Raw genomic sequence first — 22,683 nt, forward strand, 5'->3', positions numbered from 1 at the left:
AATAGACTAAAAATTCCATTGTTACAAGTGTATATTCGAAATTTATTGAATAATAATAATAAACTTTTTATAAAAAAAACTATCTCAAAAAATTATATTAGTCTAATTAGTAAGATTAATCCAACAAATGCTATTGTCAACTTTTAAATTTCTATATAATATAGTAATCAACAATTTAAAAAATTTGTAAGATTATCAATTTATTTAAAGGGGGAAAAGGTATGAGTCAACCGCAGATTGAAACGACAACAACAGTACCTATACGACATCAATCTGGTACTATCCGACGTTGGTCGGCATTTTATAAAAGATTAGCTAAAAATAAAGCTGCGTTAGTTGGGGCAGCTATCGTTTTAGTTTTTGTCATCTTAGCAATATTTGCACCGCTTATTGCTCCTTACGATCCAAAATTAGTAGATATGCCTAAGAAACTACAAACACCTTCCGCTGAGCATTGGTTGGGCACTGATGAAATGGGAAGGGATATTTTAAGTAGACTTATATTTGGTGCTAGAGTTTCTTTAACAGTAGGAGTACTCTCTACATTACTAGGGGCTATTATTGGAGTTTTCTTAGGAATCGTCGCTGGATATTACGGGAGAGCGATTGATTCTGTCATTATGAGATTTTGTGACGTTTTATTAGCATTCCCTGGTATTTTATTAGCATTAGCTATTGTAAGTATTTTAGGAGCTAGTACAACGAATGTAATTATAGCAATTGCTTTCTTTGCAATACCTACTTTTGCACGTATTGTACGTGGTTCAACGTTAAGTGTTAAAAAGCTAGAATACATAGATGCAATACGGGCGATGGGCTCAAGTGATTCTAGAATTATTTTTAAGCATATTTTACCGAATGTTTTATCACCGATTATTGTACAGTCAACGCTTTACATTGCTTCAGCTATTATTACAGCAAGTGCTTTATCATTTTTAGGCTTAGGTACACAGCCACCAACTCCTGAGTGGGGGGCAATGTTAAGTGACGGTCGACATTTAGTTCGTTCTTCTCCGCATGTAACGCTGTTTCCTGGTATAACGATATTAATTGTCGTTATTGGTTTTAACCTATTTGGAGATGGCTTAAGAGATGCACTAGATCCGAAAGCGAAGAAATAATTTTTATGGAAGAAGGTGAACTTAAATGTTTGTATATATAATTCGTAGGTTACTACAAACTATCCCGGTAATGATTGGGGTTACTTTAGCAGTATTTTTAATGATTCATTTAATTCCTGGTGATGCTGCGGTTATCATGGCTGGTGAACAAGCAAATCCAGAACAAATAGAACAAATGAGAGAAAATTTAGGCCTAAATGATCCATTACATGAACAATATTTACGTTATGTAGGAAACGCAATTCAAGGTGATTTAGGAAATTCTATTCGAACAAAGCGTCCTGTCGTAAACGAAATATTCGATAGCCGTTTTTGGGTCACCGTCCAACTAGCTGTTATCGGTACAGCACTAGCAGTATTGATTGGTCTTGTTGCAGGTGTAATATCAGCTACGAAAAAATATACTTTTACTGATACAGGGGTTATGATTCTTGCGTTATTTGGACTTTCCATGCCTAATTTCTGGTTAGGTATTATGCTAATTTATTTCTTCTCCGTCAATTTAGGATGGTTACCAGTAGCGGGCTGGGGAACATCTTGGAAGCAGATGGTTTTACCTGCGATCACGCTAGGAACAGGTGGGGCAGCAATTATTGCTAGGATGACACGTTCTAGTATGTTAGAAGTACTGAACCAAGATTATATTCGTACTGCTTATGCAAAAGGTGTAAGTGATAAACTAGTAATCTATAAACATGCCTTACGTAATGCTCTTATCCCAGTAGTAACTGTTGTTGGTTTACAGTTTGGTGGATTATTAGGGGGAGCGGTTGTAACAGAGAGTGTTTTCGCAATCAATGGTTTAGGACGCTTCATTATTGATTCTATTAAAGCTCATGATTTTCCAATGGTACAAGGGGCGATATTAGTATGTGCACTATTATTCGTACTCGTTAACTTCCTTGTCGATATAACGTATAGACTTATTAATAAAAGAATTGATTTAAACTAAGGTGGTGAAAAGGAATGACGACAACTAATAATGTGATACTTGAAGTGAAAGGTCTACGTACATCCTTTTTCACGGATGAAGGTGAAGTAAAGGCTGTTGATGGTGTAGATTTTGAAATAGAAAAAGGGAAAACACTAGGAATCGTTGGGGAATCCGGTTCTGGAAAAAGTATAACGTCCTTATCTATTCTTCGCTTGTTGGAAGAACCAGTTGGAAGAGTAGTTGGTGGAAATGTTTTCTTTAAAGGAGAAGATTTATTAGCGAAATCAAAAAAAGAAATGATGAAAATACGCGGAAATAATATTTCGATGATTTTCCAAGAACCAATGACTTCCTTGAATCCAGTATTAACTTGTGGAGAGCAAATTGCCGAAAGCATACGAATTCACCAAAAGTTAAACAAAAAGGATGCATGGAATAAAGCGGTTGATATGTTAAAGCTAGTAGGAATTCCTTCTCCAGAAAGTCGTGCGAAGCAATATCCATTTGAACTATCAGGTGGAATGAGGCAGCGTGTCATGATTGCAATTGCACTCTCGTGTAATCCTGAACTTTTAATCGCTGACGAACCTACTACTGCGTTAGACGTAACCATTCAAGCGCAAATTTTAGAGTTGATGAAAAAGCTACAAGAAGAGTTAGGTACATCATTAATGATGATTACACATGATCTTGGAGTTGTAGCAGAAATGTGTGATAAAGTAGCCGTTATGTATTGCGGAAAAGTAGTTGAATATGCAGATGTAAAAACAATTTTCACAGACCCTAAACACCCTTATACAGTTGGGCTTTTAAACTCTGTACCAAAACATGATCAAGAGTATGAAGGGGACTTATCTGTCATTCAAGGGTCGGTACCGAGTCCATTCGCCTTACCGAAAGGATGCCGTTTCGCACCACGTTGTCCTCATGCAAAAGAAATATGTCATGCAGAACTACCAGAGTTAGTTGAAACAGCAGATGGGGATCAAGTAAGATGCTGGATCCATACAGATAAATGGGAAAACGAGGAGGTGGCGGCTAGCCATGAGTAAGCCACTTTTAGAAGTAAATGGATTAAAACAATATTTTCCTATTAAGGGGGGTATGTTAGGCCGCACAGTTAATCATGTAAAAGCTGTTGATGATATAAGCTTTATAGTGAATGAAGGAGAAACGGTTAGTATTGTAGGAGAGTCTGGTTGTGGGAAATCAACAACTGGTCGTGCAATTTTAAGATTAGAAGATCCTACGGAAGGGGAAATAGTATTTGAAGGTGAAGATTTACTAGCATTAAGTAAATCGAAAATGCGTAAAAAGCGGAAGGACCTACAAATAATATTCCAAGACCCTTACGCATCGCTAAATCCTCGTCAAACGGTTAGCCAAATTATTGAAGAGGCGTTAGAAATTCAAAATGTTGTACCGAGACGAGAAAGAAGACAAAAAGTTATAGATTTGCTGGAAACGGTAGGAATCGGAGCTCATCAAATTGACCGACATCCTCATGAATTCAGTGGAGGGCAACGTCAACGTATCGGTATTGCACGGGCATTATCAGTAAATCCTAAGTTAATTATTTGTGATGAGGCTGTTTCGGCTCTAGATGTATCGATTCAAGCTCAAGTTTTAAATTTACTAAAGGATTTACAGCGTAAGTTTAAATTAACGTATTTATTTATTTCTCATGATTTAGGAGTAGTTCGCCATATATCTGACCGAATTATCGTTATGTATCTTGGGAAGATTGTAGAGGTTGCTGATAAAAAATCGTTGTTCGAAAACCCACAACACCCATATACGAAAGCTTTACTATCAGCGATACCAAGTACAAACATTGAGCAGAAAAAAGAACGTATTATCCTAAAAGGAGATGTACCTTCTCCAATTAATCCACCACAAGGTTGCCGTTTTCATACAAGATGTCCTTATGCTATGGAACGTTGTGCTTCCGAAGAACCGAAACTACATTCGATTCCGGGTGCTACACAACAAGTAGCATGCCACCTTGTGGAAGAAGGCTCAGTAGATTATAGTAAATTAACTGCAAATTATTAATATAGAAAAAAGCAGGGGTGTCCAAAAGGTCAGTAGAGACTGACTTTTTGGACCTTTTTTTTGTGAGATGAACACATGGTTATAAAAACTTGTAGAGCACTATGAGGATTAAATTTTTAATTGTAATAGTGCTACATCCCTTAAACTAAAATAAATAAATTCATTTAAATGACAGCAAAATATAGGTAAAGTTGTAGAAGGAGTAAAACTAAGTCACCAAGTGTGTTTCTGTTTATCAAATATATACAAAAAATTAGTGTTAAAACGGAAGCAGGAAAAATATAACGTAAAGTAGAATTATTGTAGAATTATTATAGGAAATGAAAACGGAAATGAGGAGAATGAACCGTTGCGAGGAAGAGTTTCTATATTGTTTGTTTTAGTTGCTGCGATACTTTGGGGAACAACAGGTACAGCTCAAGCTTTAGCTCCAGCGGGTGTTCATCCTATTTCTTTTGGAGCGATGCGACTAGCGATTGGTGGGTTAACGCTATTCGTATTTATTTGGATACAAGGTAATATATCGTTTCATAATTGGCCGAAAAAATTACTATTTCTAGCAGTTATCTGTATGACGCTTTACCAACCGTTCTTTTTTACAGCAGTGAGTATGACCGGTATTGCGGTAGGTACTGTTATTGGAATTGGAAGTGCACCTATTACTGCTGGATTGCTTGAATGGATCGTACAGAAAAAACGACCGACGAAACAATGGGGGATTGCTACGAGTGTTGCGATAATTGGCTGTTTATTACTTTTTATTCAAAAAGATGCAGTGTCCCTAAATATGACAGGTGTTGTTTGTGCCTTTGCTGCAGGTACCTCGTTTGCTGGTTATACGTTAGTGAGTAAGCAATTGATAAAAAGTCATTCACCTAATGCAGTAGTTGCAGTTGTTTTTACATTGAGTGGAATGTGTTTACTACCATCATTATTTCTTTTTGACCTTACTTGGTTCCTAGAGGTTAATGGCTTCGTATCTAGTTTGTATATTGGTGTTATTGCAACTGCCTTCGCATATCTTTTATTTGCAAAAGGATTAATGAATGTTAGTGGTTCTACTGCAGTTACGCTTACTTTGGCTGAGCCGATGACAGCTGCATTATTAGGTGTTTTTCTAATTGGGGAGACATTAAATTGGATATCTTGGATAGGAGTATTTTGTATTTTTATAGCGATAATTATTATTTCAATGAAACCGAAAAAATTAAAAAATGATGGTGATGTGCCAGTCACGATTCGAAAGGTTGGAGGATAAATGTTGGTAAGAAAGTTAGTAAGTGAAGATGCAGAAACATATTGGAACTTAAGATTAGAGGCATTAAAACAAAACCCTGAGGCGTTTGCTTCAAGTTACGAAGAGGCGGTACAAAAAGACAACCCAATTGAAGAAGTCCAACAAAATTTAATTACAAAAGGTAGTTATACTTTTGGTGCTTTTAAAGAAAATAAATTAGTAGGTATGGTAACGCTAGTACGGGAAAAAGCAATAAAATTGAGGCATCGAGCAAACATATTTGCGATGTATGTTTCACCAAATGCAAGAGGTACAGGTGTTGCAAAGGCACTAATACAAGCTACTATTGAGGAGGTAAATAGATTAGAAGGAGTCATAAAAATAAAACTTAACAGTCGTTGCATCAAATGAGAGTGCAAAAGGATTATACAGTAGTGTTGGCTTTCAAGTCTATGGAACAGAAAAGAAGGCATTGAAAGTAAACGAAACGTATTATGATGAAAAGCATATGGTTTTATTTTTAGACTAATACAAATTACAAAGTCATGGAGGAGTTTATTTGAATTACTTATTACTTGTAGTCGGCTTTGCCCTATTAATAAAAGGGGCCGACTTTTTTGTAAAAGGAGCTTCCAATATTTCTAGTTTATTACGAGTACCACCGATATTAATCGGTTTAACAATTGTAGCTTTTGGTACTAGTTCTCCTGAAGCCACAGTAAGTATAATTGCATCTTTGGAAGAAAATGCAGATGTTGCGTTAGGAAACGTTATTGGAAGTAATATATTTAATATTACACTCGTAATTGGATTAACTGCCTTTTTAAATCCGTTAAAGGTGGAAAGTGAAACAATTAGAAAAGAAATCCCCTTTACTCTTTTAGCGAGTGTCGCACTTTTAGTAGTAATGAGTGATATAGCGTTAAAAGTTTCAAGTGTAAATTTAATAACAAGAAGTGACGGAATAATTCTTCTGTTATTTTTTCTCATTTTCATGTACTACATATTTGAAGTCGCAAGAAATAGTCGCGAGCAAACTAACAATATCAATGAAGCGGCAGCGACTGAAAATATTACATGGGGTAAAAATATTGTATTCACTCTGATCGGCTTAGCTGCCATTATTTATGGTGGTGATTTAGTTGTAAAAAATAGTACAGAAATCGCTTACGCATTAGGAATGAGTGAAACATTAGTCGGATTAACAATCGTTGCAATTGGGACGTCACTTCCAGAACTAGTTACGTCTATAACAGCAGCAATTAAAAAACAAAGTGAAATTGCATTAGGAAATATAGTGGGAAGTAATATATTTAATATCCTCTTTGTGTTAGGTTCTGCATCGGTTGTGTCACCGTTAGCGGTTAATGGTAAGGTGTTTGTAGATGCAATATTTATGATCATTATGACATTCATTTTATTAATTTTCTCTAGAACACGTTATAGAGTAGGGAAAATAGAGGGATTAGTACTCGCAACGACATATATTGCGTATATGATTTTCATTATTTTAAGAAATTGAAAAAGGTGGCTATTATTAGCTGCTTTTTTTCATGTGCAAATCTTTAATAAAGGATATTGCTGCAACCCTACCGAATATTCTTAATAGAGTAAAACAAACGAGTAGGAGGATTATAATGTTAGTCAAAAAAATGAAAGAAGATAAATATAAGGAAGCTATCCAATTATCTGAATATGCTTTCCAATATAAAGTGCCTTTAGATGAAATAGAAAAACGAATAGAACGTATGAAAAAAAACCATATACTGTATGGAATATTAGAGGACGATGTGTTAGTAGCCAAATTACATCTATTACCGTTCGAGATACATTTAGGTGAGCAAAAGTGGAAGATGGGCGGAATTGCAGGTGTTGCAACATATCCAGAATATCGCAGAAAGGGATATGTTAAAGAGTTGCTAACTCATAGTTTACACGTAATGAAAGAGGAAGGGTACACTGTTTCGATGCTACATCCGTTCTCTATCCCGTTTTATAGAAAATATGGGTGGGAAGTGCTGTCTAATCGATTGAAATGCACATTTACGAAGAGTGACTTAGTAATGTTGCCTACTGATACAAATACCGGAAAAATTAAGCGGTACCGTGATGTGAGTGACTTTACTGATTTAAGTACTGTGTATGATCAGTATGCTAGTACGTTCTCGGGTATGCTTGTACGTAGTAAAGATTGGTGGGAACAAATTACGGAAGGTTTACATGCTGCTATTTACTACGAAGATATAGTGCCTACTGGGTATTTATTATATTCCATTAAAGATTCGAAAATGGAAGTGGAAGAATTTGTGGCTCTCGATAAAGGGGCAAGAAACGGGCTATGGAATTTTATATGCCAACACGATTCCATGGTTAATACGCTTGAAATAATAACGAACGAGAGAGATCCACTCATCTACTCACTCGTAAACCCTAATATAAAAATGGAAGTTTCTCCTTATTTTATGACGCGGATTGTAAATGTTGAAGCATTTATAAAACAATATAAGTTTAACAAAAGTAGAGAAAGTGTGAAAATAAAAATAACAGATACTTTTGCTCCGTGGAATGAACAAACGTTTCTAATAGGAGAAGAAAAATCCAGTAATCATTCTGAAGAAATGGAAATGACGATTAATACTTTTTCTTCCCTAACATTCGGCTATAAAAGACCAAGAGAACTATATGAGGCTGGTTTTATTACAGGCAAAAAAGAACAAATAGAAAAGCTCGAAGATTTAATACCTATACAACAAACATATTTTTACGATTTCTTTTAATTGGTAATAATGAAGATAAAAGCAATAAAAGGGTGAAATAATGAGATTTGTAGATGAATTATACACTTTTTATCGAGATCAATTTACTGGTTCTGAATTTGATGCAGAAATAATTGCAGCAGCCATTTTAGATGATTTAGAGCGGGTAGACGTTTTGAGGTTGTTAGGGGAATTAGAAGATGAAGAATTGTACGGTTTGTTAGGATTTTATTTAGTAGAAAACTTAAAAACAAAGATGGCAAAAGACGGCTATATTGAAAGAGATACCAGACTACATTAAAGTAGTGAAACAACATTTAGAAAGGAAAGCAAAATGGATTCCATACAAAGAATAAGAAATGAAATGGAAAAGTTACAGGAATTGGTTTATTTTGATGAAAATCACTTTCTTCGTGAAAAAGTAGAAAATCTATCAAAGTTAGAGACAATCATTCAAAATGTTGAAGAAATTGGGAAGGTAGCAAGTAAAAATGATGATGTGCAATTTATCTATTTCGGATCTTTAGGTAATCTTTATAGAATAAAAGAAGAACCGGAAAAAGCGATCTTCTACTTAGAACAAGCAATAGATATTGCTTTACGAGTGAGCGATAACAATAAGTATGTTACGACTTTAATTAGATTAGGAGAAGCGAAGAAATATAATAATGAGTTAGAAGAGGCACTAACGTATTTTGAAAAGGCATTAACCGTATGCAATGAGGAAAATTTAATATCGTTGATTGATTTTGCCTATCAACATAAAGGAAAATGTCTTTTAGAATTAGACAGATTAGAAGAGTCCATTATCAGCTTAACAGAAGCGCTTAAAATAAGGGTGAAAAAAGGGGATAAAGCACTTATTAAGTCTACTAAAGACGCAATTCAATTGGGATATAAGATGTTAAAAGAAAAAACACTCCCTTATTCTAGTATTTAACTATGGAAAAAGGAAAAATAATACTATTAAACGGTGTTTCAAGTTCTGGAAAGTCTACATTATCAAGGGAGTTAGTAGCTGTCTTACCTCACTATTTTCATTTTAGTATTGATGACTATGATTACATTATTGAAAAAATGGAAGATAGGCAGGAAGGTAAATTAATTCCTATCCCAACGGAGTACTATTTTCATCGTAATATTGCAATGTTTTCAAATAGTGGTGTGAATCTTGTAGTTGATCATATTTTGCACGATCAATTAACATTAAAAGATTGGTTTGAAGTTTTAAACGGCTATCCTGTCTTTTATGTTGGTGTCCATTGCCCGGTTGAGGAATTGGCTAGAAGAGAACTGGCAAGAGGAGATAGAAGAATTGGCCAAAGTAAAGAGCAATTATTATTTGTTCATCAAAATGATGAAGTGTATGATGTCGAAGTAAATACGTTCATTGAACAACGTTCCGATTGTGTAAATAAAATTATTCAAAAACTAAACGTAAAAGCATTTTAAAGTAGAAGGAGGTTGGGACACAACTATTTTTATCAAAGTAAAAAACGAACAAAAAATAGTAGAGTGGAAATAACCCGCTCCGGAAATATACTTCGCTTTCCGCGGGCTTGGCTAGCTCCGGGCGTTAGCGGCTAGCAAACCTCCCAATCCGTCCGTACGATAAGTCAACATCGACACACTGTCGTTCGTCGTGTTTCCTATATCTCCTACCGGATTGGTCCAGTTTGTACGCCGCTGATCGAACGCCCTCCGCTTTTCGTGCTGGTGAGCCTCCTCGTGCTAAAGCACTGCTATCTTCTCACCTATGCCTTTGCTCCCGCAGGACAAGGAAGGCTTCGGCAGCGAAACATCGCACGAAGAAAAATGCGGAGGCATTTTTCGAGGAGTCTACGTATATTTCCTCCGCTAATTCTGCGATTGTTTTTTTATCATGATCATTTTAGTTTTGTCTCAGCCTCTTTCTTTTAATGTGTGTTCTAGAGAAATGTTACTTTCCAACATAGATTGATTGAGGGCGGTATATCGTGTTGTTTTCGGCTTGTTCAAGTACGTGGGCGGTCCAGCCTACCATTCTACTAGCGGTAAAGGTTGGAGTGAACATTTCTGGGGGAAAATCAATCGCCTTCATTATGGCAGCAGCATAATATTCCACATTAGTATATAAGGAGCGTCCAGGTTTTAATTCGTTTAATTGGTCAATACATATTTGTTCCACTTCCATTGCAAGGTCAAGCCATTCATCCTTACCAACAAATTTTGTAAGTTTCTCCTTTAACGCCATGGCTCTCGGATCGTGAGTTTTATAAACACGATGACCAAAGCCCATTAATTTTTCACCATTTAATATTTTAGTTCTAATATACTCCACTATGTTTTCAAGTTTGGCTGTTTCATTTAGTAGGTCAATTACTCCAGAAGGTGCACCACCGTGAAGCGGTCCTTTCATCGTCCCAATAGCAGAGGTGATAGCAGAAACGATATCTGATTCAGTAGAGGCAGTTACTCTTGCCGAAAAAGTAGATGCGTTCATGCCATGTTCCATCGTTAATATCATATACGTCTCTAGAGCGGAAACATGTGCTGGGTCGGGAACGTTACCGTTTAACATGTATAGAAAGTTCTCAACATGACCGTAACAATCATTTGGAGGAATATAATCTAAACCTTTTTTACGTCTAGTATGATACGCGATAATAGAAGGAACAATTGCCGTTAAATACATTGCTTGTGAGATGGAAGGTTTCCAGTTAAATTCTATCGTCCCTAAGGATGAGATAGTGGTACGAATCACACCCATTAAGTCCATGTTTGGAGGAAGAGAATCTATTATTGTTTTTGTTGTGTCTGTTAAGTCGAGATATTCCTTCCAGTCCTTATTAAACTGTTGAAGTTGGTGTTTTTCTCCTATTTCACCGTACCATAAAAGGTAAGCTACTTCCTCAAATGAATAATTTTTAGTTAGTTCTCCAATCTCATATCCGCGATAAATTAATTTGCCGTTCTCTCCATCGATATCGCATATTTTTGTTTCTGCAGCTACAATCCCCTTTCAAACCTTTCTGAAACATAAAATCTCCCCTTTCCTTATTTAAGTTCATTTTATAAAATATAGTTAATTAAAAAAATTAAATATTTTTAAATTAATTAATTAAAAAACATAATTAATTAGGGGGGAAGCTATGGAGTTCGCGTGGTTAAAAACATTTGTTACGGCTGCCGAATATGAAAATTTTAAACGCACAGCTGATGTGTTATTTATTTCACAGCCTACAGTAACGGTTCATGTAAAGCTTCTAGAAAAAGAGTTAGGAATAAAACTTTTTCAAAGAGAGGGTAGGAGAGTTAAATTAACGGAAGAAGGAGTGAGGTATTTAGAACACGCAAAAAAATTGCTATATGTATATGAAGAAGGATTGAAAGATATCAATTCTTTTAGTCAAGGCTATACAAAAAAACTATCCATCGCGATTTCTCCGTTAATAGCAGATACTATTTTACCGTTTGTGTTAAAAAGTTATACGAAGCGTTATCCAGATGTAGAAATTGATGTGAAAATAGCGGAGTCCGTTGATATTGAAGAAATTGTACTTAATGAGGAGGTAGACTTAGGGCTATCTTGTTTAAAAAGTACGAATACGAACTTGCATTCGGAAATGTTATACAAGGATGAAGTTGTTTTTGTTGCTCCTCATGATGGGAGAGATTTTGAAACGGCTCCACCGTTAGATGAAGAGGAACTACTAACAAATAACTATCTTCTTACTCATAACCATCCAGCATACTGGGACACCTTAAGTTTATTGATAAAAAATAAAATACCAAGTGTAAAAATGATGAAGGTATCGCAAATCCATATAACGAAAAGGTTTATTAGTGAAGGGCTAGGTGTATCCTTTCTTCCAAGATCAACAGTGCGTCGTGAGCTCCTTGAAGGCAGATTGTTAGAAGTGTACTCCCATTCCTTTTCATTACCGGACGCCAATACGTACGCTATTATGAAATATCACCATGAAAAACAGAAGGAATTTTTAACATTTTTAAAAAGGTATTATATATAAGAAGGGGGTAAAGGCATGATTTTTCAACGTGATAGCTTATTAGTTAGAAAACTTAAAGACTCTGATAAAACATTGCTTGCGAAGTGGCTTTCTAATCCAACTATCCTACAATATTATGAAGGCCGTGATAATCCGCATAATATTGAATTAGTGACGAAACACTTTTTTAATGTGGAAGATCATTATGTTACAGGTTGTATTGTCGAATATGAAGGAGTTGAAATAGGATACATTCAATACTATCCAATTGAGGAAGAGTATAAAGACAAATATGGCTATAATAATCGTAATGAAATTGTTTATGGAATGGATCAATTCATTGGGGAGAGTTCTTATTGGAATAGAGGGATAGGTACTGAACTTGTCCGTGGGATGGTTTATTATTTAATAAATGAATTAAAGGTTGATGTTATCGCGATGGACCCACAAGCATGGAACGAACGAGCTGTTGCATGTTACGAAAAGTGTGGATTCAAAAAGGTTAAACTAATGCCAAAACATGAATGGCATGAAGGAGAATATAGAGATTGTTGGTTAGTAGAATATAGAAGAGAAAATAAATAATAAGTATGTACGCCAGGATATTTTCCTGGCGTTTTCATATCTATTAACAGAAGTTTGTCTCATCTAATGTAGCATACTATCTGATCCCATCAGCTTTTCGTATATCGATTTTGGGATTTGTATCTCCTCAGTTGAAACATTCCCCTCATGTTCATATCCATCAAATGATAAAACGGTTTGTTCCGTTGTCCAAATAGTAATTTCTAATACTTGTTCATTATTTTTGCCTTTCGTTTCTAGTCTTAAATGATACGGATTTATGTTAAGATGGTATGTGTTAAAGGTGAGGTGCAGCATTTCTTGTTCAATTTTTCTAGTATTTGGATGAGAAATAATAAATGAGGACAAGTCCCGAACGCTTATTTTTTCAACAGGTTCATGTTTAAAAATCTCTTTCACTTCTTCACCTAAGTGCTTTGTGAAGTTTTTAAATTGTTCCATAAAATTGTTCATTATTACACACTCCATTGTTTTACCATTACTATTTCCAACAAAAGGATATTTTATCCGTTACTATAATAGAAAGAATAGGAGTACTACAAATATGAAATTAATATCTTGGAATGTCAACGGCTTAAGAGCTTGTGTAACAAAAGGTTTTCTTGACTATTTTCATGATGTAGACGCAGATATTTTTTGTATTCAAGAAAGTAAATTGCAAGAAGGTCAAATAGATTTACCACTAGAAGGCTATTACCAATATTGGAATTACGCAGAGAAAAAAGGTTATTCAGGAACAGCTGTTTTTACAAAAATAAAACCAATCTCCGTCCGTTACGGTGTGGGGGAGGAAGATACAGAGCCGGAAGGGAGAATACTTACGCTCGAATATGATGATTTTTATTTAGTTAATATGTATACACCAAATTCTCAACGAGACTTAGCGCGGTTACCATTCCGTTTACAATGGGAAGATAATATAAGACAATATTTAAAGCAACTTGATCAAGGGAAACCAGTCGTCCTTTGTGGAGATTTAAATGTCGCTCATGAAGACTTAGATTTAAAAAATTTCAAATCAAATAGGGGAAATTCAGGTTTCACCGATGAAGAAAGAGGGAAAATGACCGAGTTGTTAAAAGAGGGGTTCATCGATTCCTTCCGTTATTTCTATCCAACAAAAGGTGACTGTTATACGTGGTGGTCTTACATGAGAAATGTTAGAGCGAGAAATATAGGTTGGAGAATAGACTATTTTATTGTTTCAGAATCGTTAAAGGATAGATTAGTAGATGCTGATATTCATGATCAAGTATTAGGTAGCGATCATTGTCCTATTCAATTAACTATTAAGAGTTAAAGTACTTCATTTGAAGTGCTTTATTTTTTTTGAAAAAATATGCTTGACGTTTCTTCAATCTATTAATATAATTATCATTGTTAATGATAATCATTATCAACGAATGGAGATTCGTTTTTTTATTTAGCATTAAATGATAATGAATCTCATAATCATTTGTAGGGGGTTTAGTTCAAACTAGTTAAATGAACGCTTTTCAATATTGTCTTTACATAAAAAATATGAGGTGAACAAAATGAAAAAATGGTTAAGTGTTTTATTATTTATTACAGTTATGACAGTTTTAGCAGCATGTGGTACGTCTAACAATACATCTGGTACTGCTAACAACGGTAGTGGAGATAATGGAAATGGTGACAGTGGTTCTGAAGTAGCTACACTTACAATTGAGCACGAACTTGGAACAACGGAAGTAAGTAAAAGTCCTGAAAAAGTAGTCGTTTTTGATTTTGGTATTTTAGATTCTTTAGACCAAATGGATGTTGAAGTTGCAGGAGTTCCACAAGCGAACATCCCTCCGTACTTATCAAAATATGAAGATAGTAAATATGAAAATGTAGGTAGTTTAAAAGAGCCTGATTTTGAAAAAATTAGTGAAATTAACCCGGACTTAATTATTATCTCTGGAAGACAAGCAGAATCTTATGATGAGCTATCTAAAATTGGTCCAACTATATTTTTAGGTGTAGATACAAATGATTACTTAAACTCTTTCACTAAAAATATGGAAACATTAGGTGAGATTTTTGAACAAGAAGAATTTATTCAACAGCAGCTTGCTACTGTTAAAGAATCAATTGAAGCGTTAAAAGAGAAAGCAACAGCATTAAACAAAAATGCGTTAATCGTTTTAGCTAACGAAGGTAATATTAGTGCTTACGGAGCTGGTTCTAGATTTGGAATTATTCATGATGAATTCGGATTCACGCCAGTTGATGCGGGTATCGAAGTATCTACACACGGAATGAACGTTTCTTTCGAATACATTTTAGAACAAGATCCTGACTATTTATTCGTAATTGACCGTGGCGCAGCAGTTGCTGGTGAATCTTCCGCAAAACAAACAGTTGAAAATGCAATTGTAGAAAAAACAAAAGCATATCAGAACGGAAATATCGTATATTTAGACCCTAACTACTGGTACCTTTCTGGTGGAGGTTTAACATCCGTGCAAGAAATGGTAAAAGAAATTGAAGGCTCAATAAAATAATAGAGTAAATGGAAAAACTCAGCGTTGTGCTGAGTTTTTTTATGTAAAAAGAAGGAACACTTCGTCCCATTTTGCCAAAAGAAACAGTTAGTGAACTAAGTGCCTCTTTAAGTAACAGCACATAGTTCACTAATATTGCTTTTCACATCATTGAATAAACTCTCTTATCCTACCAATCTGCTCTTCTGCATCACGCATACCTAGTTCATATAACATCTCTAATTTGCTTCGATTACGTTCCATTCTTCCAACTGGTAAGGCGACACTAGGCCGTAATACGATAACATTCTCTTTTTTCTCTTCTTCCAATAAATATTCGATCGTTTCGTTATAAACGCTATGGCGTGTTTGAAGTAAGCCATTTACTTTAGGAAACTCTTTATATTGAAAAAAGGACGAAAACTTACTTGGTTTCTTAAAGTAGCCAGCAGGTTTTGTTAATATAACAATATTCTTTCGCTTACCATCTTGTTGTGCTTTTCTAATTGGAATAGGATCAATTATTCCACCGTCTAGTAAAATACGATTATCGTAATGCACTGGCGGAGCAACAAAAGGCAAAGAGCTAGATGCGCGTATAATTGGTAATATATTTTCTGCATGGTCGCTTTTGTTAAAATAGACTGCTTCACCGGTATGACAATCTGTCGTGCCGATTACTAATTGTTCATTACTATTTTGGAATGCATCAAAATCAAAGGGGACAATTCTTTTCGGGATTTCATCAAAAATAAAATCCATTCCGAACAGTTGTCTCTTCTTAAAATAATTCCTAACTGAGAAATATCGCCAATCATTGACATAATCTAAATTAACTTTTTTATTTCTACCAGCTTGACGAGATAGGTAGGAAGCAGCCATACACGCACCTGCAGAAACTCCGATACTATAAGGAAAGTAAAGGTTTTCTTTCATAAAGTACTCTAGTACTCCGGCTGTATATACCCCTCTCATTCCTCCACCTTCAAGTACAAGTCCAACATTTTCCATATTTTATTACCTTCTTTGTATTTAGAATAAAACTATTTTAACAGAATGGAAATAATTTGTCAGAAAATATGCTAGCAAGTAATAAGGAACGTACTAAAGAGGATTAACCTGTTAAAGACGCATTAGAAAAAATAACGCTACTCGCGAGAATGGAGTTTTAAAAAAACAAATGGAAATTTCGGAATAATTGTACAAATATTACTCCAATTCGTTTATAATAAAAAATATTTAGAGTTTCGAAATTATTTGAGTAGAGGGGTAAACAGAATGCAAAATGTACAAGTGAAAAATACTTTAAGAGATGAAGTACCTGAAAAACTAAAATGGGATTTAACAGACCTGTTTCCAACGAAAGAAGCATGGCAAGAAGAATTAGAAGCAATAAAACAAGAGGTGCCAACAGTTACTCAATATAAAGGAAAACTTGGCGAAGGAGCTAACAATTTATTAGAATGCTTATCACAACAAGAAGCACTTTATGTTCGTGTGATGCGAGTAGCTACTTATGCTAATTTGCAACAGGCAGAGGACGGAACAAATTCAGAGAGCCAAGCACAATCAGCATTAGTTGGTTCATTTTTAGCTTCTGTTTCAGCGTCAACTGCTTTTATCGATTCGGAAATATTAGCTTTACCTGATGGTACGATAGAAAAGTATTTAGTAGAAGAACCGAAGTTGCAAGTTTTCCAAAAGCCTTTAAATGAGCTGCTAGAAACGAAACCACATACATTGCATCCTGAAACGGAAGAAACGTTAGCAGCGCTTGGGGAAGTATTATCATCACCATATATGACGTATCAGCGCAGTAAATCTTCTGATATGGCTTTCGCTCCGTTCCAAGATGAACAAGGAAAGGAACTACCTTTAACTTTTGCAACGTTTGAAGATAGATATGAATTATCACCTAATACGGAAGTACGAAGAAATGCGTTTCAATCATTTACAAATACATTAAAGCAATATCAAAACACTTTTGCAGCTACATACTCAACCGAAATTAAGAAACAAGTGACTCTTTCTCGTTTGCGCGGGTATGAGTCCGTCACACATATGCTACTGCAACCACAAGATGTTTCATTAGAAATGTACAACAACCAATTAGATGTTATTCAAAAAGAATTAGCACCTCATATGCGTCGATTTGCTAAATTGAAAAAACGTGTACTAGGATTAGATAAACTAATGTTCTGCGATTTGAAAGCACCGTTAGATCCTGATTTTAACCCTACAACTACTTATGAAGATGCTTCTAAAGTTATATTAGAATCACTTCAAGTAATGGGACCAGAGTATGTGGAAATTATGGAAAAGGGGTTAAAGGACCGATGGGTAGATTTAGCTGAAAACGTTGGAAAATCTACTGGTGCTTTTTGTGCAAGTCCATATGGAGTACACCCATACATTTTGATTACTTGGACAGATACAATGCGCGGCGCATTTATATTAACGCATGAATTAGGACATGCCGGACATTTTTACTTAGCTGGAAAAAATCAGACATATTCTAACACAAGACCGTCTATGTATTTTGTAGAAGCACCGTCCACGATGAACGAATTACTATTAGGGCAGCATTTATTAAGTACAACAGAAGATAAAAGAATGAGAAGATGGATTATTCTTCAATTTTTAGGAACATACTATCATAATTTTGTTACACATTTATTAGAAGGCGAGCTTCAAAGAAGAGTGTATGCTTTAGCGGAAGCTGGTACTCCCATTACTGCGAAAACGTTAACGGAACAAAAAACAGAAGTTCTATCTAATTTCTGGGGAGACACTGTGGAATTAGATGAAGGAGCTGGCTTAACGTGGATGCGTCAACCGCATTATTACATGGGCCTATATCCATACACATACTCTGCTGGTTTAACAGCATCTACTGCAGTAGCGCAACTTATGAAAGAAGAAGGTCAACCTGCAGTTGATCGTTGGATAGAAGTATTAAAAATGGGTGGGACGAAAACTCCTTTAGAACTGTTAAAACACGCAGGTGTTGACATGTCAACGCAAGAACCAATTAAAAAAGCTGTAGCATTTGTAGGAAGCTTGATTGATGAATTAGAAAAAAGTTATGAATAATAACTAATATCTTTTAAAACCCGCCATAAATGGTGGGTTTTTAGTTTATAGAAATATGGTTTACTCATTAAAGTCGATTAAGAAGGATTAACACAAACTCGTTTCGTCCAATGGATTCGTGAGTTTTCTAATATTAGTGAAAAATAAAGGAAAATCTCACTTTTTGTTGAAATTAAATATATAAAGTTCTGTTTGGTGGTGAAATGTCTCTTGAGTAATGTAGCTAAAGCCAATTTCGACAAAATATTTCTCTTTTTACAAGAAAACCAAGATGAATTTTTAATGGAGTGGGAGCATTATATTAAGCTTTCCGATAACGATATACATAAAGATAAAGTGAAAAATAACGGTTATCAAATGTACATACTTGTAAAAAAGGCATTAAAAGACTTAATTTCGAATGAAGAACTAAAACAGCTAGCTACTAAAGTCGCTCTTGAAAGAGTAGAAGCAAATATTAATATCGGGGAATTTGTTTTTAATGTTAATTTCGGAAGGACTGTCATTCTAAAATATATAAGTAAAGTAGACATTCCAATAGAAGATTTGCAAAGTGCAATAGAGAAGATTAATTACCTTTTTGATCAATTTAGTTATTATGCTGTAAAAAAGTATACAGAAATAAAAGATAAAGAGCTGGAAGAAAAAACAATACTAATTCATGAAACTCAGAAAGATCGCTTAGCATTACTAGGTCAAATGTCTTCAAGTTTCGTCCACGAATTTCGTAATCCTCTTACAGCAGTAATTGGGTTTACTAAACTGCTTCGTGATGAGTACCCAACATTAAAGTATCTAGATATTATCGATGTTGAATTAGAGCAACTTAATTTCAGAATTACACAATTTTTGCATACTTCTAAAGCTAACATTCCTGGTAGGAAGCCTGAAAAAATAAACGTAAATGAGGTAATCGATAACATTTTACAACTAACGTACCCTAGTATTGTCGCCGCCGATGTTGATGTAAAGGTAGAAATGGAGTGCGAAGTAATATTAGAAGGAAATAAAGATGAATTAAGACAAGTGTTACTAAATTTAATCATTAATTCAATTGATGCATTAAGTAATAGAGAAAAACCTAAAGTAATAAAAATAACGAACTGTGAAAACGGAAGATTTGTAGGTGTTTCAATTTCTAACAATGGACCGGAAATACCTGAGAATACAATTGGAACGATATTCGAGCCATTTTATACAACAAAGGAGTTAGGAACAGGAATAGGGCTTTTCGTTTGTAAAAATATTATTGAAAAACATAACGGTACCATTACATGTAAATCATCAAGAGAAGAAACAATCTTCCGAGTTGAACTACCTAGGCTTGAAAAAGTGTAATGATGTTATTGTTTAAAGCACACTCTATTATTGAGTGTGCTTTTCGATTTATCCAAGGTATATACTCATTTTTTAGTGTCTGTTTAACAGTTTATTTTTCAATTCGATTTGTACACGCCACGCTTTTTGCCTTTGCACTATTACAACTATCATTAAATTGTTAAGAAAAAGTGAAATAGTTCCACAATTCAATTCAGTTTCAGTATAAAGACCTTGACTGTCAATTGATTATAGAGATATAATTATTACTGGTAATGAGAATCGTTATCAGATTTTTGGTGCGGAGCATCACTTTTATTTTTATTTTTAAATGATAATGAATATCACTTCGTAATTAGTGAAATAAAAAGCAACATAATAGGGGTTCTAGACATGAAAAGAAGGTATTTAATAATCTTACTAATAATTTTATCCATTATCTCCTTATTTATCGGAGTGAAAAACATTACACCACTTGACTTAATTTATTGGAGAGATGATGAAGTACAAATTTTTCTAATAAGTCGAGTACCACGGTTAGTAAGTATTATTATTGCCGGTGTTTCTTTAAGTATTTGTGGTTTAATCATGCAACAATTAACTAGAAACAAGTTTGTTTCTCCTACTACTGCTGGAACGATGGACTCTGCGCGTTTAGGTGTTCTAGTTTCGTTAATGTTATTTACATCTGCAAGCATGTTCCAAAAAATGATTGTTGCGTTTATTTTTGCTTTACTAGGAACCTTCATTTTTATGAAAATATTAGATAAAGTTAAGTATAAAGATGCCATTTTTATTCCGTTAGTAGGTTTAATGTTTGGTAATATTATAGGTTCCATAACTACTTTCTTTGCGTACAAGAACGATTTAATTCAGAATATGTCTTCATGGCTACAAGGTAATTTTTCGTTAATTATGCAAGGAAGGTACGAATTACTCTATATAAGTATTCCTTTAATGGCTATCGCCTATCTTTATGCTAACCGATTTACGGTAGCTGGGATGGGAGAGGAATTCGCAGTTAACCTAGGAATGAATTATAAACGAGTAGTTAATATCGGATTAATTATTGTAGCGTTAGTAGCTACATTGGTATTGTTAACAGTCGGTATGATACCGTTTTTAGGATTAATTGTTCCTAATATCGTAAGTTTATATCAAGGAGACAACTTAAAGAAAAACCTATCTCATACTGCCCTAATTGGTGCAATCTTCGTATTAGTATGTGACATTCTTGGTAGAACGATTATTTACCCGTATGAAATCCCTATCGGTTTAACAGTAGGTGTTATAGGAAGCGGAATGTTCCTGTACCTATTAATGAGGAGAAAGAATTATGCAGCTTAAGTGGAAGATTTCAGGATTAATAATAGTATCAGTCGCATTAATACTAACGTATTTATTTATCGGGTTAGGTAGTAACTGGGGTTATGTTTTACCTAGAAGAGGAATGAAAATTTTAGCAATCGTCATCACTGGTGGAACAATTGCAATTTCTACCGTCGTCTTTCAAACGATTACAAACAACCGAATTTTGACTCCAAGTCTTTTAGGTTTAGATAATTTATATATTTTAATACAAACTTTTATTATATTTTTATTTGGTTCTACTAGCTTTCTTTTAATCAACAAAAATGTGAACTTTATTATCTCTATCTTATTAATGGTGTTATTTTCCTTAGTCTTTTATAAAATCTTGTTTAAAAGAGAAGGAAACAATATATACTTTCTTTTACTTGTAGGGATTATATTTGGAACATTATTTGATAGTGCTTCTACGTTCATGCAAGTACTAATTGATCCAAATGAGTTTATGGTTGTACAGGATAGAATGTTTGCTAGTTTTAATAATGTACAAACAGATTTAATTTTTATTGCAATAGGTGTACTCGTTTTAGTTGGACTCTATTTTATGAAGTTTGCCAACTACTTAGATGTTCTATCGTTAGGTAAAGATGAGGCAATTAACTTAGGTGTTGACTATGATTATGCAGTAAAACGGTTATTAATTGTTATTGCTATTCTAGTTTCTATTTCAACGGCATTAGTTGGTCCAATTATCTTTTTAGGTTTACTAGTAGCCAATGTATCGTATGAGTTTTTGAAAACGTATAAGCATAAGTACTTACTTATAGGATCTGTTTTTATTAGTATTATTGCACTTGTAGGTGGGCAACTCGTAGTAGAGAGAGTCTTTACGTTCTCAACAACTCTAAGTGTCATTATCAACTTTATTGGTGGAGTGTACTTCATATATCTTCTACTAAGGGGGACAAGAAAATGATTGAAGTTTTAGGTGTAAGTAAAGCCTATGGAAATAAAAAGGTCGTAGAAGATGTTTCTGTAAATATTGAAAAAGGGAAAATAACGACTTTTATCGGGCCGAATGGAGCTGGGAAAAGTACGTTATTATCAATCGTTAGTAGGCTGATTAAGCAAGATGAAGGAAAAGTTCGCATAGATGGTAGAGATATAAATAGATGGAATAGTAATGAATTAGCAAAGAAAATTTCAATATTAAAACAATCTAACCAAATCAATATTCGCCTTACAGTACGTGAGTTAGTTGCATTTGGACGTTTCCCTTATTCACAAGGTAATTTAACAAAAGAAGACTGGCAATATGTTGATGATGCAATCCAGTATATGGACTTAGGTGAGATGGAGCATAAGTTTCTTGATCAGCTAAGTGGTGGTCAAAGGCAACGTGCTTATATTGCAATGGTAATTGCCCAAAATACAGAATATATTTTACTAGATGAACCGCTGAATAACCTTGATATGAAACATTCCGTTCAAATAATGAAGGTATTAAGTAGACTAGTAAAAGAAAGAGGAAAAACAGTTATTATTGTTATCCATGATATAAATTTTGCGTCTGTATATTCAGATTATATTGTTGCTTTAAAGGACGGAAAATTAATTAAGGAAGGCGCTACCGATCACATTATTAATTCAGATATTTTGAAAACAATTTATGATATGGATATTCATATAGAAAATATTCAATGTAATAGAATTTGTGTGTACTTTTCTTAGTAGCTAGAAGAATACTTAACTGTTCTTTATCAGGCATTTATAAAAAAGGGAATGCCTGTTTTATTAAA

Annotated in this window: 22 protein-coding genes and 1 pseudogene; 20 read left to right on the top strand and 3 right to left on the bottom strand. The window is 34.4% G+C overall.

Annotation, left to right across the window (positions count from 1 at the left end; all coding sequences use genetic code 11):
- Positions 1 to 221 precede the first annotated feature (221 nt).
- The 11 genes and pseudogenes from nikC to BC6307_RS03020 all read left to right on the top strand — a co-directional run bounded on the left by nikC (position 222) and on the right by BC6307_RS03020 (position 9,555).
- On the top strand, positions 222 to 1,121 hold the full coding sequence (nikC, locus tag BC6307_RS02970) for a nickel transporter permease (protein ID WP_066419858.1): 900 nt from the start codon (positions 222 to 224) through the stop codon (positions 1,119 to 1,121).
- Positions 1,122 to 1,146: 25 nt separating this feature from the next.
- Complete coding sequence (locus BC6307_RS02975; RefSeq protein WP_066419857.1) at positions 1,147 to 2,073, top strand: ABC transporter permease; 927 nt, start codon at positions 1,147 to 1,149, stop codon at positions 2,071 to 2,073.
- Between the two features lie 14 nt (positions 2,074 to 2,087).
- Positions 2,088 to 3,107, top strand: coding sequence for an ABC transporter ATP-binding protein (locus tag BC6307_RS02980; protein WP_066419856.1), 1,020 nt, complete (start codon positions 2,088 to 2,090; stop codon positions 3,105 to 3,107).
- On the top strand, positions 3,100 to 4,110 hold the full coding sequence (locus tag BC6307_RS02985; RefSeq protein WP_066419855.1) for an ABC transporter ATP-binding protein: 1,011 nt from the start codon (positions 3,100 to 3,102) through the stop codon (positions 4,108 to 4,110). Before BC6307_RS02980 ends, BC6307_RS02985 begins: the two co-directional genes overlap by 8 nt.
- A gap of 349 nt (positions 4,111 to 4,459) precedes the next feature.
- Positions 4,460 to 5,368, top strand: coding sequence for an EamA family transporter (locus BC6307_RS02990; protein ID WP_066419853.1), 909 nt, complete (start codon positions 4,460 to 4,462; stop codon positions 5,366 to 5,368).
- A 3-nt stretch (positions 5,369 to 5,371) separates the two neighbouring features.
- Positions 5,372 to 5,876, top strand: a pseudogene (locus tag BC6307_RS02995) (GNAT family N-acetyltransferase).
- 30 nt (positions 5,877 to 5,906) lie between these two features.
- Complete coding sequence (locus BC6307_RS03000) at positions 5,907 to 6,869, top strand: calcium/sodium antiporter (protein ID WP_066419852.1); 963 nt, start codon at positions 5,907 to 5,909, stop codon at positions 6,867 to 6,869.
- Between the two features lie 115 nt (positions 6,870 to 6,984).
- Positions 6,985 to 8,124: a GNAT family N-acetyltransferase gene (locus BC6307_RS03005; RefSeq protein WP_066419849.1), complete on the top strand. Its 1,140-nt coding sequence runs from the start codon at positions 6,985 to 6,987 to the stop codon at positions 8,122 to 8,124.
- 40 nt (positions 8,125 to 8,164) lie between these two features.
- Positions 8,165 to 8,404 (top strand): DUF6154 family protein, encoded by a 240-nt coding sequence (locus tag BC6307_RS03010; protein WP_066419847.1) that lies wholly within the window; start codon positions 8,165 to 8,167, stop codon positions 8,402 to 8,404.
- A gap of 33 nt (positions 8,405 to 8,437) precedes the next feature.
- The gene (locus BC6307_RS03015) at positions 8,438 to 9,043 is read left to right on the top strand and encodes a tetratricopeptide repeat protein (RefSeq protein WP_066419843.1); all 606 of its coding nucleotides are present in this window, start codon (positions 8,438 to 8,440) and stop codon (positions 9,041 to 9,043) included.
- A gap of 2 nt (positions 9,044 to 9,045) precedes the next feature.
- The gene (locus BC6307_RS03020; RefSeq protein WP_066419841.1) at positions 9,046 to 9,555 is read left to right on the top strand and encodes a chloramphenicol phosphotransferase CPT family protein; all 510 of its coding nucleotides are present in this window, start codon (positions 9,046 to 9,048) and stop codon (positions 9,553 to 9,555) included.
- A 487-nt stretch (positions 9,556 to 10,042) separates the two neighbouring features.
- Here BC6307_RS03020 and BC6307_RS03025 read toward each other — a convergent pair whose 3' ends face one another.
- A complete protein-coding gene (locus BC6307_RS03025) occupies positions 10,043 to 11,098 on the bottom strand; it encodes a citrate synthase/methylcitrate synthase (protein WP_066419917.1) in 1,056 nt (351 codons plus the stop codon).
- A 136-nt stretch (positions 11,099 to 11,234) separates the two neighbouring features.
- Here BC6307_RS03025 and BC6307_RS03030 point away from each other — a divergent pair, with 136 nt between their 5' ends.
- Together BC6307_RS03030 and BC6307_RS03035 are read left to right on the top strand one after the other, a co-directional pair.
- A complete protein-coding gene (locus BC6307_RS03030; RefSeq protein WP_066419919.1) occupies positions 11,235 to 12,113 on the top strand; it encodes a LysR family transcriptional regulator in 879 nt (292 codons plus the stop codon).
- Positions 12,114 to 12,128: 15 nt separating this feature from the next.
- Positions 12,129 to 12,677 carry a GNAT family N-acetyltransferase gene (locus BC6307_RS03035; protein ID WP_066419920.1) on the top strand — a complete coding sequence of 183 codons (549 nt, stop codon included), beginning with the start codon at positions 12,129 to 12,131 and terminating at the stop codon, positions 12,675 to 12,677.
- Between the two features lie 63 nt (positions 12,678 to 12,740).
- Here BC6307_RS03035 and BC6307_RS03040 read toward each other — a convergent pair whose 3' ends face one another.
- The gene (locus BC6307_RS03040; protein WP_066419921.1) at positions 12,741 to 13,130 is read right to left on the bottom strand and encodes a hypothetical protein; all 390 of its coding nucleotides are present in this window, start codon (positions 13,128 to 13,130) and stop codon (positions 12,741 to 12,743) included.
- A gap of 91 nt (positions 13,131 to 13,221) precedes the next feature.
- On the opposite strand from BC6307_RS03040, the gene BC6307_RS03045 reads away from it, so the two are divergent.
- Complete coding sequence (locus BC6307_RS03045) at positions 13,222 to 13,977, top strand: exodeoxyribonuclease III (RefSeq protein ID WP_066419922.1); 756 nt, start codon at positions 13,222 to 13,224, stop codon at positions 13,975 to 13,977.
- 235 nt (positions 13,978 to 14,212) lie between these two features.
- Entirely contained in the window at positions 14,213 to 15,187 is a 975-nt protein-coding gene (locus BC6307_RS03050; protein WP_066419923.1) for a siderophore ABC transporter substrate-binding protein, read from the top strand.
- Between the two features lie 147 nt (positions 15,188 to 15,334).
- On the opposite strand, the gene BC6307_RS03055 is transcribed toward BC6307_RS03050, so the two are convergent.
- On the bottom strand, positions 15,335 to 16,177 hold the full coding sequence (locus BC6307_RS03055; protein WP_066419924.1) for a patatin-like phospholipase family protein: 843 nt from the start codon (positions 16,175 to 16,177) through the stop codon (positions 15,335 to 15,337).
- Positions 16,178 to 16,444: 267 nt separating this feature from the next.
- Between BC6307_RS03055 and pepF the strand changes: the two genes are divergently transcribed.
- The 5 genes from pepF (at position 16,445) to BC6307_RS03080 (ending at position 22,615) form a co-directional block, all read left to right on the top strand.
- The gene (gene pepF, locus BC6307_RS03060) at positions 16,445 to 18,259 is read left to right on the top strand and encodes an oligoendopeptidase F (protein ID WP_066419925.1); all 1,815 of its coding nucleotides are present in this window, start codon (positions 16,445 to 16,447) and stop codon (positions 18,257 to 18,259) included.
- A 210-nt stretch (positions 18,260 to 18,469) separates the two neighbouring features.
- Positions 18,470 to 19,597: a histidine kinase N-terminal domain-containing protein gene (locus BC6307_RS03065; RefSeq protein ID WP_235858245.1), complete on the top strand. Its 1,128-nt coding sequence runs from the start codon at positions 18,470 to 18,472 to the stop codon at positions 19,595 to 19,597.
- 372 nt (positions 19,598 to 19,969) lie between these two features.
- Positions 19,970 to 20,923: an ABC transporter permease gene (locus tag BC6307_RS03070; RefSeq protein ID WP_066419926.1), complete on the top strand. Its 954-nt coding sequence runs from the start codon at positions 19,970 to 19,972 to the stop codon at positions 20,921 to 20,923.
- Positions 20,913 to 21,860: an iron chelate uptake ABC transporter family permease subunit gene (locus BC6307_RS03075; RefSeq protein ID WP_066419927.1), complete on the top strand. Its 948-nt coding sequence runs from the start codon at positions 20,913 to 20,915 to the stop codon at positions 21,858 to 21,860. Before BC6307_RS03070 ends, BC6307_RS03075 begins: the two co-directional genes overlap by 11 nt.
- The gene (locus BC6307_RS03080) at positions 21,857 to 22,615 is read left to right on the top strand and encodes an iron ABC transporter ATP-binding protein (RefSeq protein WP_066419929.1); all 759 of its coding nucleotides are present in this window, start codon (positions 21,857 to 21,859) and stop codon (positions 22,613 to 22,615) included. Before BC6307_RS03075 ends, BC6307_RS03080 begins: the two co-directional genes overlap by 4 nt.
- The last annotated feature ends 68 nt before the right edge of the window (positions 22,616 to 22,683 follow it).

It is taken from the genome of Sutcliffiella cohnii (assembly GCF_002250055.1).
In the GTDB taxonomy this organism is placed as follows: Bacteria; Bacillota; Bacilli; order Bacillales; family Bacillaceae_I; genus Sutcliffiella; species Sutcliffiella cohnii.